This window comes from Gordonia jinhuaensis, from assembly GCF_014639795.1.
GTDB classification, from domain to species: domain Bacteria; phylum Actinomycetota; class Actinomycetes; order Mycobacteriales; family Mycobacteriaceae; genus Gordonia_B; species Gordonia_B jinhuaensis.
In genome coordinates this window covers 1-12480 of the sequence record NZ_BMGC01000012.1, presented here as the reverse complement: position 1 = coordinate 12480, position 12480 = coordinate 1, and the positions used below count along the sequence as shown (strand labels likewise).

Genomic DNA, 12480 nt, shown 5'->3' with positions numbered 1-12480 from the left:
GGGTGAGAGCTCCTGGACTCGGTGAGACAAGCAACATCACACTATCAAGTCCTTCGTGGTGCAGACCACACTGCTATCCGTTACCGCAGTAGACACACACACCGCCCAGAACGGCTCACTCTCCCGGCGAACCCGCCAAATCGGTCACACTCACATCCGACGTACCTCCGGAATCGTTCACGCTCGCCACACCGGCGCCGGCGTCCGGACTCGACGAGTCGGCAGTGCGCGTCGGCGCGTACTGCGACGGGATCGGTTCACCCTTGGAGGGCATGGTCTCGAGGTCGATCAGGTGCTCGAAGGCCAGCAGGTTGCGCAGTGACTCCCCGCGCGACGATCGCCACGCCCACTCGCGGCGGATCGAGGTGAGGAAGCCGATCTCGAGGATCGTGTTGAAGTCGCCGTCGGCGGCCTCGAGTACCTGACCGAGCACACGATCGAGTTCGTCGGCACTGACCGACTCCGCTGACATCCGCCCGACCAGATAGATGTCGGCGATGTTGTCGATGGTGTAGGCCACCCCATACATCCGCCGGTTGCGCTTGAGCAGAAAGCGGTAGACGCCCTCGAAGTTCTCGTCGGGGTGGCGACAGACGAACGCCTCCACCCGCACACCGGGCTTGCTGACCGTGAGCAGCACCGTGGTCTTGAGCTTGCGTTCGCCGGGCAGCTCGAGAACGATGTGCTCACTCTCGGAACCACCGGATTCCTTGAGGCTGAAGGTGATTCCCCGATCGCGGAGCACCGACTGGATACGGTCGGACAGTTCGACGACCGACACCGCCCGCGTCGATCCCCCTGACGTGTTGTCACTGCTGTTGGTACCACTGCTGTTGTTGTCGCTCATGCCACTCCCGTCCGTCGGATCGCGCGCAGCCCGCGGCGTCTGACTCCACCACGGTCTGCGACGCCGGATCGATCTGTGTCGGCCTGCCGTTTGCCCGCGCGAGCGGCGAAGCTGCTGATGGCCCGCGTGTAGGAACCCAGGAGTTCGTCGGCGGTGTGCTCCCAGGAGAACGACTGCGCATGGGTGTGGGCGGCGGTCCCCATGGACTGCAACAGCGCCGGATCGGCGAGCATCGAGTCCAGACGTTGTGTCCAGCGGGCCGGATCGTGACCCTCGACCAGAACCCCGGATTCGCCGTCACGCACTGCGACCGACAGTCCGCCGACGTTTGCCGCGATCACCGGAACACCGGCTGCCTGCGCCTCGATGGCCACGAGACCGAAACTCTCCGAATGACTGGGCACCGCAACCACATCCGAGGCGCGGTAGACATCGGCCAGCACCTGCGCGGGTTGCGGCGGCAGGAATGTGACCGATTCGGAGATACCCAGGTCGGCGGCCAGCTCGATGAGCGATTCCGGCCGCGCGAGTCCGGTACCCGACGGACCGCCGACCACCAGTACCCGAATACGTCGGGCGCCATTCCCCTGCCGGATCAGCGGTGCCGCCGCGCGCAGCAACACGTCGGGGGCCTTGAGTGGCTGGATGCGCCCCACGAACGTGACGATGGTCTCGTTGACGTCGAGACCCAGCCGCGCACGCGCCTGCTGCCTGGAACCCGGTGTGTAACAGTCGAGATCAACACCGGGGGTCACCACGTCGACCCGTTCGGGATCGGCGCCGTAGAGGTCGGTGAGCTGATCGGCCTCGGTGCGCGTGTTGGCGACCAGTCGGTCGGCCTCGGCGACCACCTGTTGTTCCCCGATCTCACGCGAATGCGGTTCGGGCACATCGTCTCCGGCGACCGCGAGATTCTTGACCGCCGCAAGTGTGTGCGCGGTGTGCACCAGCGGCACCCCCCACCGATCACGGGCGAGCCAGCCCACCTGACCCGATAGCCAATAGTGTGAGTGGATCACGTCGTAGTAACCGGGTTCGAAGGCCGCCTCCGCCCGCAGCACCCCGGCGGTGAACGCGCACAGCTGGGTCGGCAGGTCGTGTTTGTCCAGGCCTTCGAACGGCCCGGCCACCACGTTGCGCACCAACACCCCGGGTGCGGCCTGTACAGTCGGGCGATCTGCGGAACTGGTTGCGCGCGTGAAGATCTCCACCTCGACGCCCCGCTTGGCCAGACGTAACGCACTCTGCCACACGTAGACGTTCATCCCGCCGGCGTCACCGACACCGGGTTGGGCGAGCGGCGAGGTGTGCAGCGAGATCAGCGCGACCCGTCGTGGAGTCTTCGCGGCACCGCTCCTCCTGGTCATGAGACCACCGCGGAGTCGAGTTCGACGAGGAACTCCTCGATCTCAGCGGCGAACCGCTGCGGGTCGGCGAGAAACGGCGCGTGACCCACGCCTTCCCACCAGTGCGTACGAACGTCACCGAGCACCGAGGCGTTGTGGCGCGCACTGGCAATGTCGACCACCGTGTCGGCAGTGCCGTGGATCACCAGCGCCGGCGCGCTCAGCGCGGCCAGCGTGCCGTCGTTGTCTGCCGACCGGGTGAACAGCGCACGGCGCACCGCGGGCGGCGTGGCCAGCGAGGTACCGAAGAGCAACTGTGAGGTCGCGCCGAGGTCGGCACGGTCGGCGGGCACCATCGCCGACCCGAACGAGGCCAGCGCACGCACCGCCACGGGCGTCTGCTCGGACAGCGCATCCGGGAGCGCTCGGCGCATCGCCGACCCGACCTGCCCGCCGAGGCTGTCGCGTCCGATACCGGTGATCGCACCGACCAGTACGAGTCCCCGCAGGCCGGCGGTTCCGGTGTTGCTGTCGCCCCCCACACCACCGCCGTCCTGCACGGCGCGGAGGTGATCGCAGGCGACCAGCCCGCCGTACGACCAGCCGATCAGCACATACCCGCCCGATCGGCTCGGATCCTGCAGACCTTCGGCCTCGAGCACTGCCTGCACGTCACCGGCGAAGTGCCGGGAGGTGAAGTGGGCCGAGGGGTATTCGCCGAGTTCGGGAATCCCCGAGGCGCCGTGTCCGCGCAGGTCCATCGCGATCACGCGGCGACCAGTGGCCAGACCTGCGAGCAACGGTCCACCCCATGCGCGATGCGATTGTGCCCAGCCGTGGATGAACACCAGCGCAGCCCGGCCGCCGACCTGGGTGCGCGGGCCCCACGCCCGGTAAGCGATCGACAGACCGTCGTTGTCGGCGACCAGTAGTTCCCCCGACGGTCGCCCCGTGGATCGCGTCGGATCCCCGACATCCCTCGACCTCGCAGAACACATGGAGTCCACCATAACGATGAGGTCCTGCCCGTCACGCCGTGGAGCGCCAGATCGCTGCCGCCCGCCACGTCCGACATCGACGGAGGTCAGGCACCCTGCACATCCCGCGACCCCGATCACGCCTCAGGCGGCGACCCGCTCCTCGCGGCGCGTCAGGCGGTGTCCGCGCACCCAGAACCACACTCCGGCCAGCGCGTATTCGGCAACGGCCACGGTCATGATGGTGAAACTCGGCGGCAGCCGCGGCGCCGCATAGGCGATGACCAGTCCGATCCACACCGCCGCGACGGCGAGCAGACCCGAGAGCCAGAAGGCCCGCCACGGGCGGTCGGTGAGCAGTCGCGCGGCGGCGGGTGGCGCCGCGAGCAGACCCAGGAGCAGCAGGGATCCGATGATCTGCGCACCCTCGGCGGCCGTCGCGCCGAGTAGCGCGAGGAAGACGATCGACAGCGGGCGCACCGGAACCCCGCGTGCCGCCGCGACAGCCGGATCGACGCTGGAGAACAGCAACGGCCGCGCGATGGCGAGCAGGATCACCACCAGGACGGCGGCGATGATCACCGCGACCGCGGCGTCGTGCCGGGCGATGCCGAAGATCGAGCCGAACAGCACCTTCACATTCGACGAGCTGCCGCCGGCACTGTTGTGGGTGGTGTACCAGGCCAGGAAGAACACGCCCAGACCGAGAATCCACGAGAACACCACGCCGATCACCACGTCGTCGGATTCGCCGCGGCCGCCGAGCAGGCCGAGCACCACACCGACCACGATCGTGGAGGCGAACAGGCCCAGTCGCAGGTCGACGCCGGCGGCCAGCGCTGCCACCGCCCCGGTGTAGGCCACATGTGACATCGCGTCCCCGGCGAACACCTGGGTGCGCAGCACCACGAAGAACCCGACCAGTCCGCAAATGAACGCCACCGCGGTACCGGCGAGCAGTGCGTTCTGGAAGAACGCGTGGTCGAGCATGTGCGACAGCCCCGCCAGCGGGTTCACCCGAGCGCCCCTGTCACCGACTCGCGTCGCCGCCCGACTGCGCGCCTGCCCCGGGCATCGAGGACGCCACGGTAGATCAGCGCGAGGAGGAAGGCGGCGAACGCGAACGTCGAGACCCAGAAGCCGATCGGGTACGGCGAGTAGTACGCCGCGGTCTCCCCCGCCCACACCACCACCAGTGCGATGACCGTCGCCAGGATCGCACCGAGTCCCGGCCTGCCGGTCAGGCGTGCCGCGGCCGCGGCCGGCGCGATGAGCAGCGCGAAGGTCAGCAGACTGCCGGTGATCTGACTGGTGCCGGCCACCGCGATCGCCAGCAGGACCAGGAAGACCACCGAGGTGAGGCGTTCGTTCACGCCGCGCGTGGCCGCGACCACGGGGTCGACGCTGGAGAACACCACCCGACGCCAGATCAGTGCGACCACCACCAATGCGATCACCGCCGAGACCGCGAGGACCACCACCTGCGAGTCGGCGATACCGGTGATCGAGCCGAACAGCAAGGTGTTCATGCCCTCGAGATAGCCGTGGTAGAGACTGATGAACAGGAATCCGCAGGCGAGTGCGAACGCCTGCACGACTCCGATGAGCGCCGAATCACCCTGTCCGGACGGAGAACTCGACCGCGATCCACTGAACAGCGCGATGATGATCGCGCCCGCGATGCAGAAGGTGAAGTATCCGGCCGTGGCGTTGAGCCCCAACCATGTGGCCCCGGCGGCGCCGGGAAAGCCGATGACCGACAGCGTGTGACCGGCGAACGACTGCCGCCGCAGCACCATCAGGTAGCCGATCGGTCCGGCGACCAGCGCCACGATCGTCCCCGCACGCAGGGCGTTGACCATGAAGTGGAACTCGAACATCTGACGGATGTCGTCGACGAGGTTCGGCCCGAAGACCGGATTCACCGCTCGTCCTCGTGGGTGGCGTGGATGTCAGGCTGGCCCACCACCACCAGTCGTCCGGTGCGATCGGTGAGGACGTCGATCGCGGTGCCGTAGAGCGCCGAGAGCGTCTCCGTGGTGATCACATCCTCCGGTGTCCCCGACAACGCGCCGCCTCCGGAGACGTAGATGACCTCGTCGAGGTAGGGCAGGATCGGGTTGACATCGTGGGCCACCATCATCACGGCGACGCCGGCAACGGTGGAGATCTTCTCGATCAGTGCGCTGACCGACGCCTGGTTGGTCACGTCGAGGCTGTCGAGGGGTTCGTCGAGCACGAGCAGGGGCGGCCGACGCACCAGCGCCTGGGCGATGAGCAGTCGTTGCTGCTCGCCGCCGCTGCACTGCCCGATGGGACGATCGGCATAGGCCTGCGCACCCACCAGATCGATCACCTCGTCGACGCGCCGGTTCGCCTCCCGGCTTGCGCTCCCCGGAAACCATTGGGGCAGGGCGATTCCCCACCGATGGCCGTCATAGCCCATCCGTACGATGTCGCGACCGCGGATCCTGGCCGACGAATCGAACGAACGGCGTTGGGGCACATAACCGATCTGGTCATTGTGTTCCCCCGGCGCAGCACCGAGTACGGACGCCGACCCCTCCGACAGCGGGATGAGCCCGAGTACCGCCTTGAGCAGCGTCGACTTGCCGACACCGTTGGGCCCCAGCACCGCGACGAACTGACCCGCACGCACCTCGATGCTCACATGCGACCAGATGGTCCGGCCGCCCACACGCACCGCGGCATCGTTCATCGCCACGACCACATTCGCGTCGGAGGTGCCGGACTCCACCGGTGTCACCGTCGCGTCGCCGAGGCGAGCGCGTCGCGAAGCGCCCGTAGCTGGGCCACCTGCCAGCTCTGGAAGGTGGCATTGGCAGGCGAGAGCGTCTCGGTGACCGAGACCACCGGGATGCCTTCGGATTTCGCCATGTCCACCTGGGCCTGGACGTCGGGGGTGGAGTTCTGGCTGTTGAACACGTAGACCTTGATCTCGCGGTCGGAGATCTGACGGTCGACGGTGGCCTTGTCGGCGGCCGTCGGGTCGGCCCCCTCACTGATCGCCGAGAGGAAGCCCGACGGCGTCCTGAGGTCCAGACCCAGCGCCTGGGCAAGCGGGGTCACCACACTCTCACTCGCCCCGATGGGTGTGTTGGCGTACTCACGTCTGATCTCGTCGATGAGCTGATGATATTCGGCGAGGTCGGTCCCATCGAATTCGCTGAGCCGGGAGTCGAAATAATCCGATTGGTCGGGGTCGGCCTTCTTCAGGGCGGCCGTGATCGCGGCGGCGGTCTTGGTCACCGAATCGGGCGAGTACCACTGATGCGGGTTACCGCCGTCGGCAACTCCGACCACATCACCGACCGTGATCACCTCGCGGTTCGAATTCGGGTTGGCTGCAATCGATTTCGCTGCCCACGAGTCGTATCCGATTCCGTTCTGCACCACCACCGACGCCGAGGCGATCAGCCGCGAATCGGCCGGCGAGGGCTCGTAGTCGTGCGGGTCGGTGTTCGGGTTGCTGATGATCGACGACGTCGACACCTTGTCGCCGCCGAGTTGCGAGAGGATGCTCCCCCACACATTCGTGGTGGCCACCGCGACGATCTTGCCGTCGGCGTCGCGACTGCTGCCACCCGACGAAGCGTCACAACCGGCCACCACCGCAACCGCGGCGACCAGTACGACCAGCAGCCCCATCATGTGCGGGCGGCGTCCACGGCCGAACCCAGCTCTCATCACCATCACCCCAGCGTCGTGTCGAAATGTCGGGACGACGCTAACTGCAAATGAAAGCCATTGTCAATATCGCCGGTTTCGTCCGACTCGGCCGGCACAGCTCACTCCTCGGGGCCGCCGGGATTGCACCGGGTGGCGATCATCTGCGATTCGTCGACAACCGGTCGCCAGGGTTCGAGATTCCACGACGGCTTGTCGGGTTCGACCAGTCGCGCGAACGACCAATGACAGGTGAACTGCGCCTGCATCCCCGGGGTGTCGGCGGTGCGACCGGTCGCCTGACTGTCGTCCACCACCTCCGCCCAGGCGATGTCGCCTGCGTCGCGCCCGGCTGCGTCGGTACCGTGGGCCACCCGTCCGGCCGGTGTCGGCACCACCTGCAGACTCGGGCCCAGCGGCGTCTGCACCCAGGTCACGTGGTCGACGTAGGGCGGTTCGGCAGTCAGCGAAGACACCGACGAGACCGGTACCGACGAGACTGAGGGTGCCGAGACTGACGTGGATTCCGCGCCCTGACCCGATGCCCCGCTGTCACCACCGCCCGAGCCGCACGCCGCGATCAGCAGCGCCGACCCCAGTACCCCGATCATCGCCGTCACACCAGCCCGAGATCTCACGCCGTGATGCCGCCCCGGTACCCGACGTATCCGCGCCACGCCTGTCGGACATCGGCGCGCGGATCGGACACCAGATAGGACCGGTCGTCGATCACCCGGACGATGCGTGTCTGCGTCTGGTAGACCGGCCATTGCTCACCGGGCATCCCCGAGCGGGCGAATGCCACCCAGCGCGACTGCACATCGTCGGTGACGCGCAACGACTTCCGCCGGTCGATGGTGCTCAGCGAGCGGCCGGCGAACGACCGGTAGAAACCGAACACCGCGAAGAGCTCAGAGACGTGCGTCGCCCCGAAACCGCTGACGCGCATGGTCATCGGCGCATAGTCGTAGCGATAGACGTAGGTCGGGGTCACCGCGCTGATCGCGTCCGCGAACTCGATCGTAGGAGCCCAGAACACCGCGTCACCGGCGATCTGGGCGCCGTGGTCGGTGTCGGGGAATCCGGGGTAGGCGGCGAGCACCCGTTGCGCGGCGGCCACATCGGTGGCGTCGAACATCCGTGAGATCCGCGACGGTGTGGAGGGCAGGATGTCCCACAGCTTGGTGAACAGCGTCCCCTCGTCGCGGTTGGTGCCGATGATCACCGGCACCTGGGTCAGGGTCCCGGCGTCTGCGGCGTCCATGGGATCGACCGGCAACAGATCGCCGTCCACACACGGTCCCCACGGCTGCAGGCCGGGCATCTGCTTGCCGATCTGGGCCGACAGTGTCGACATCGTCGCCGCGAGCTGGCCGACCGAGGCGCCGGCCAGCATCTCGGCCGGCGTGGCGGATGCGGTTGAGGCGTCACCGGATCTGGCCAGGATCTCGACGAATTCGGTCGCGAACGCGCGGGCGTGGTCGGCATGCAGTGTCAGGCTCGGTGCCGAACTCTGCGCGATCGCCTTGGCGAACAGACCTGCTGCGGCGGGCACCGCGAGCAGGGTCGTCACCGCGTTACCGCCGGCGCTCTCGCCGAAGACGGTGACGTTGGACGGGTCTCCCCCGAAGGCGGCGACGTTGCGCTGCACCCAGGCCAGTGCGGCGATCTGGTCGCGCAGCCCGAGATTGGAGTCGAACGGATGCTCCGGCGTGGCGAATGCACTCACGTCGAGGTAGCCGAGCGCGCCGAGCCGATAGTTGATCGTCACGAGCACCACCCCGCGTCGTGCGAGATCGCGCCCGTTGTACAGCGGCGTCGCGGAGCTGCCGAGGATGTAGGCGCCGCCGTGGATGAACACCATCACCGGCAACGGCCCGTCGGCGTCTGCGGTGTCGGGCGCCCAGATGTTAAGGGTCAGACAGTCCTCGTCGCGGCGTTGGTAGCGCACGCCGCGCACCCCGATCCCGAGGGCGGTGAACATCTTGGACTGCGGGGCCGCGGCACCGAAGTCGGTCGCCGCCCGAACACCCTGCCACGGCACCGGGGACGACGGGGCACGAAACCGCAGGTCGCCGACCGGCGGGGCCGCATAGGGAATGCCGCGCCAACTGCGCACGTCACCGTCACGGATGCCGCGCACCGTCCCCGATTCGGTCGTCACGCTCAGCCCACCGGCTGTGGTGCCGCCATCTGCACTCATCTCGACGTTTCCCTCCTGCTCGTTCGCGACCCCGGCGCATGTCGATGCGCGTTAATCTGACGCTGTCATGGTCATTCGCGGAGGTCTTCGGCGCATCACGACGTCGCTGGTGTCGGCTCTCACCGTAACCGTGGTCACACTGACGTTCACACAGTGCACGCGCTCAGGCCACCACACCACGGTGACGCCGCAGTCGATCTCCAGTCGGGTCGCGGCCACACCCGCCGGGTTGACACTGGACGGGCATCCCTGGTGGCCGACCGGTTTCAACGCCTATCAGCTGGCCAGCAATCACGCGCTCAACCCCGGATGCGGCGCCACCAACGATCCCGAGGCCTATTTCGCCTCGCTGCCGCCGCATTCGCTGACTCGCTTCAACGCATTCGCCGCGCTGGCGGTGAACGTCGACACCGGACGTGCGGACTTCCGTGCGATCGACGACGTCTTCGCCGCCGCCAAGCGGCACGATCAATTCGTGGTCCCGGTACTCGCCGCCGGCGACGGGGCGTGCGAAGGTGACCATTTCAAGGACCGCGACTGGTTCGCCTCGGGGTGGCATTCGACGCCGGCCTCACTGCATCAGACGTTCTCCCAGTGGGTGGCCACCGCGGTCACCCGGTGGCGCAACGAGCCGACTCTGGCGGGCTGGACCCTCGTCGGCGAACCCGAACCGCTCATCTGCACGTCCTTCGACTGCGGCGAGTCGGCGCGCCGCTGCCCCGACGACGCCACTGCGGTACTGCGGCGTTTCGTCGACACCGCCGGTGACGAGCTGCGACGCCTTGACAGCCAGCACCCGATCTGGGGCGGGCAGACGGGCGGTGGTCAATGTGGCACCGCCGGAGACGAATACACCACGATCGCCGCCTCGCCCGACATGGATGTCCTCGAATACCACGACTACGGCGCCGACGGCGTACCACTTCCCGGCGACCGGTACAACGGACTCGCGCGCCGCATACAGCAGGCGAAGGAGGTCGCAAAGCCGTTGGTGGTCGCCGAGATCGGGGAAAATGCCGGCTCATGCCGATCGCTGCAGACACGGGCAGACAACGTGCGCACCAAGATCATCGGACAGCGACAGGCGGGCACCGACGGAGCGCTGCTGTGGGCATGGGTGCCCGACCCGCGGCCACAGGACTGCACCTTCGACATCGGCTTGGGCGATCCGCTGTATTCGGTCGTCGCCGACCTGGCCGAACCCTGAACCCCGAACCCTGAGCCCCGAAACCTGAACCCAGCCGTGTCTCAGCGCCGCAGCCGGTACACGCGGTAACTGGGCTGATTCGGCGACGGGTTGGGGATCTCGAGCATCAGATCGGCAATGCCGGCCCCGTTCTCGTACAGGGTGGGATAGCGGATGTTGAGCGCATTCGAGGCACCGCGACCGGTCTTGGGCACGGCGATCAGCAGCCGGATGTTGTAATCGACCGGATCGTTGAGGATGTCGATTGAAGTCGTGGTCCGAGGGCTGGACGAATTGTTTCGGGCGCCGCGAGCGGGTGATGATCGCGAAGCCGTCCTGGGTGTCGCTGAGCACCGAGGAATTCGGCAGGTGCAGCGCGTCGATCACCTCGGCCAGCCGGCGCTCAGTGGCGAACGTGCGCAGCACCCTCTGCTCCTGCTTGACTCGCTCCGAGGTGGGTGTGTCCTCACGGAAGACCACCGCATGAAGCGGGAACTCCTGCGGGGCATAGGTGCGCGAGAGCATTCCCCACAGGGTCACGGGGATGCAGACGGCCACCGCGACCACCGCCATCACCGATGCCACCGCGCGTACTGCGGGGCGCTCGGAACCGCGTGGCTGCGGCATCTGCGCGAGTCACCCGGGGCGCTTGGCCGGCAGCACCCGGCGGGCCGGGACCATGAGCAGGGCCAACACCGCGAGCAGCGGGATCGCGACGATGTAGAACCGCAGGAAGCCGAAGGTGGAGCCGCGGATGTAGGTGAGCGCCTGAAAGGCCAGCACCGAACCGAAGACCATCACCGGCACCACGAACGGCCACCATCGACGTCGCACACCCCGCACCAGCGCCACCACACCGACCACCACGACCAGTCCCGGTGCCAGGATGCCGATCTCGATGATCGGGAACTTGATCGCCGACACCAGTGACTCCGGTGCCCGACCACCGGACTCGCGCAGGATCGCGGCGTTGCCGTACTGGGATTCGAACTGCTCGAAGGCATTTCCGGTGACCAGCCAGCTCGTGGCCGCCCACACCACGAACGCGAAGAACGCCGGCCCGGCGACCAGCACCACGTCGAGCAGCACCCGCCGCCGGCGCCCCTCCTCCGGCGCCCGCGTCCAGGTACGGATCGCCACCACGACGGCCACCGCGATGGTGGCCGCCACCGCGTCGTAACGCACGAGATAGGCCAGGCCCAGGGCGATCCCGCATGTGGTGAGGTCGTGGACGTCGTCGCTGTCGACCCACCGCAACAGTCGGCGCACCGCCCACAGGAGGAAGAAGACGAACGGCGCCTCACTCATGCCGTTGCCACCGTAGAACACGATCATCGGGTTGATCGCGAACAGCACGGTGACCGCCGAGGACATCGTCCAGGGGAGCGCGCGGTCGCGGGTGATCCCGAAGAGCATGAACACCGCACCCGCCATGAACGACGCCGACATGATCACCGCCGAGATCGCGTCGGCGGTGATCACCGGCCAGATCCGGCTGAACGCCACCACCGGCAGCTGGACGATCGCGGTCAGCGGGGTGAACACGAAGCCGATCGCCGACAGGTGCGGGAAGCGACTGAACAACACCGCTTGTGCGGCAGCAACTCTCGACAGAGTGTCTCCGAGTATGAACTGCACGGTGACGTTGAGGTAGAGGCCGATGGCGAGGTAGAAGACGAAGGCCGCCAGATAGATCGACAGTCCCGGAGCGCGTGAGCGCAGCGCGGTGATCCGGCTCATGTCGCAGTCGCCGTATCCGGGGGCGCCGAACCCCCGGCCGTCGGCGTCCCGATGCCTGCATCGCCGTCACCGGAAGTGCCCGACGCCGATTCGTCGTTGGCCAGACCGTGAGCAGTCTTCTCCCAGTACGAGGGTGCCGAGATCATCTGCCACATGCCCTTGAGCGCAGCGATACTCATCAACACCCAGTAGAGCGGCACCACCAGGGCAGGCCACATCAGTGCGCTCCGCTGATCCTCACGCAGTGCGATCAGGTTCATGTAGATGGTCGCCGAGTTGCCGAAGATGAACGAGATCATCGCCGGGTAGTAGACCCCGGGCGGGAACAGTTCGGCGATCAGTCCCACCTGACCGATCACCCACACGAAGGTCATCATCCAGAACAGCATGTGGGCCTGGTGCACGGATAGGTGACAGGGTTAGTCACGCGGCCTGAGGGGCCTCGTGGTTGATGATGGTCTCGAATTCAATGGGGGTCAATCTGCCGAGGCGGT

General features: G+C 67.3%; 13 protein-coding genes. 1 reads left to right on the top strand and 12 read right to left on the bottom strand.

The genetic code is table 11. The features are described from left to right. Window positions 1–115: 115 nt before the first annotated feature. The 9 genes from IEW22_RS10125 to IEW22_RS10085 form a co-directional block, all read right to left on the bottom strand. On the bottom strand, window positions 116–781 hold the full coding sequence (locus IEW22_RS10125) for a type III secretion system chaperone family protein (RefSeq protein WP_188586551.1): 666 nt from the start codon (window positions 779–781) through the stop codon (window positions 116–118). A gap of 62 nt (window positions 782–843) precedes the next feature. Next, the gene (gene mshA / locus IEW22_RS10120) at window positions 844–2214 is read right to left on the bottom strand and encodes a D-inositol-3-phosphate glycosyltransferase (protein ID WP_188586492.1); all 1371 of its coding nucleotides are present in this window, start codon (window positions 2212–2214) and stop codon (window positions 844–846) included. After that, a complete protein-coding gene (locus IEW22_RS10115) occupies window positions 2211–3191 on the bottom strand; it encodes an alpha/beta fold hydrolase (RefSeq protein ID WP_188586491.1) in 981 nt (326 codons plus the stop codon). The genes mshA and IEW22_RS10115 overlap by 4 nt, the downstream gene beginning before the upstream one ends. Window positions 3192–3314: 123 nt before the next feature. Beyond that, complete coding sequence (locus tag IEW22_RS10110) at window positions 3315–4187, bottom strand: metal ABC transporter permease (RefSeq protein ID WP_229742424.1); 873 nt, start codon at window positions 4185–4187, stop codon at window positions 3315–3317. Continuing rightward, complete coding sequence (locus tag IEW22_RS10105; RefSeq protein WP_229742422.1) at window positions 4184–5095, bottom strand: metal ABC transporter permease; 912 nt, start codon at window positions 5093–5095, stop codon at window positions 4184–4186. Before IEW22_RS10105 ends, IEW22_RS10110 begins: the two co-directional genes overlap by 4 nt. Then, complete coding sequence (locus IEW22_RS10100) at window positions 5092–5928, bottom strand: metal ABC transporter ATP-binding protein (protein ID WP_229742420.1); 837 nt, start codon at window positions 5926–5928, stop codon at window positions 5092–5094. Before IEW22_RS10100 ends, IEW22_RS10105 begins: the two co-directional genes overlap by 4 nt. A 5-nt stretch (window positions 5929–5933) precedes the next feature. Beyond that, window positions 5934–6878: a metal ABC transporter solute-binding protein, Zn/Mn family gene (locus tag IEW22_RS10095; protein ID WP_229742418.1), complete on the bottom strand. Its 945-nt coding sequence runs from the start codon at window positions 6876–6878 to the stop codon at window positions 5934–5936. A gap of 101 nt (window positions 6879–6979) precedes the next feature. Continuing rightward, window positions 6980–7468, bottom strand: a complete 489-nt coding sequence (locus IEW22_RS10090; protein WP_188586490.1) for a DUF2599 domain-containing protein — start codon at window positions 7466–7468, stop codon at window positions 6980–6982. 23 nt (window positions 7469–7491) lie between these two features. Beyond that, on the bottom strand, window positions 7492–9060 hold the full coding sequence (locus IEW22_RS10085) for a carboxylesterase/lipase family protein (protein ID WP_188586489.1): 1569 nt from the start codon (window positions 9058–9060) through the stop codon (window positions 7492–7494). A 67-nt stretch (window positions 9061–9127) separates the two neighbouring features. Between IEW22_RS10085 and IEW22_RS10080 the strand changes: the two genes are divergently transcribed. Then, window positions 9128–10267: a beta-mannosidase gene (locus IEW22_RS10080; protein ID WP_188586488.1), complete on the top strand. Its 1140-nt coding sequence runs from the start codon at window positions 9128–9130 to the stop codon at window positions 10265–10267. 41 nt (window positions 10268–10308) lie between these two features. Here the strand turns inward: IEW22_RS10080 and IEW22_RS20470 are convergent, their stop codons facing one another. The 3 genes from IEW22_RS20470 to IEW22_RS10070 form a co-directional block, all read right to left on the bottom strand. Continuing rightward, a complete protein-coding gene (locus tag IEW22_RS20470) occupies window positions 10309–10461 on the bottom strand; it encodes a hypothetical protein (protein WP_308421385.1) in 153 nt (50 codons plus the stop codon). A gap of 421 nt (window positions 10462–10882) precedes the next feature. Beyond that, the gene (locus IEW22_RS10075; protein ID WP_308421384.1) at window positions 10883–11986 is read right to left on the bottom strand and encodes a glycosyltransferase family 39 protein; all 1104 of its coding nucleotides are present in this window, start codon (window positions 11984–11986) and stop codon (window positions 10883–10885) included. Beyond that, complete coding sequence (locus IEW22_RS10070) at window positions 11983–12363, bottom strand: hypothetical protein (RefSeq protein ID WP_188586487.1); 381 nt, start codon at window positions 12361–12363, stop codon at window positions 11983–11985. The genes IEW22_RS10075 and IEW22_RS10070 overlap by 4 nt, the downstream gene beginning before the upstream one ends. Window positions 12364–12480 lie beyond the last annotated feature (117 nt).

Excerpts from the sequence above, each read along its gene's own strand:
- mshA (WP_188586492.1), bottom strand. The coding sequence starts at position 2,214 with ATGACCAGGAGGAGCGGTGCCGCGAAGACTCCACGACGGGTCGCGCTG.
- IEW22_RS10115 (WP_188586491.1), bottom strand. The coding sequence starts at position 3,191 with ATGTGTTCTGCGAGGTCGAGGGATGTCGGGGATCCGACGCGATCCACG.
- IEW22_RS10095 (WP_229742418.1), bottom strand. The coding sequence starts at position 6,878 with ATGAGAGCTGGGTTCGGCCGTGGACGCCGCCCGCACATGATGGGGCTG.
- IEW22_RS10090 (WP_188586490.1), bottom strand. The coding sequence starts at position 7,468 with ATGATCGGGGTACTGGGGTCGGCGCTGCTGATCGCGGCGTGCGGCTCG.
- IEW22_RS10085 (WP_188586489.1), bottom strand. The coding sequence starts at position 9,060 with ATGAGTGCAGATGGCGGCACCACAGCCGGTGGGCTGAGCGTGACGACC.
- IEW22_RS10080 (WP_188586488.1), top strand. The coding sequence starts at position 9,128 with ATGGTCATTCGCGGAGGTCTTCGGCGCATCACGACGTCGCTGGTGTCG.
- IEW22_RS10075 (WP_308421384.1), bottom strand. The coding sequence starts at position 11,986 with ATGAGCCGGATCACCGCGCTGCGCTCACGCGCTCCGGGACTGTCGATC.
- IEW22_RS10070 (WP_188586487.1), bottom strand. The coding sequence starts at position 12,363 with ATGATGACCTTCGTGTGGGTGATCGGTCAGGTGGGACTGATCGCCGAA.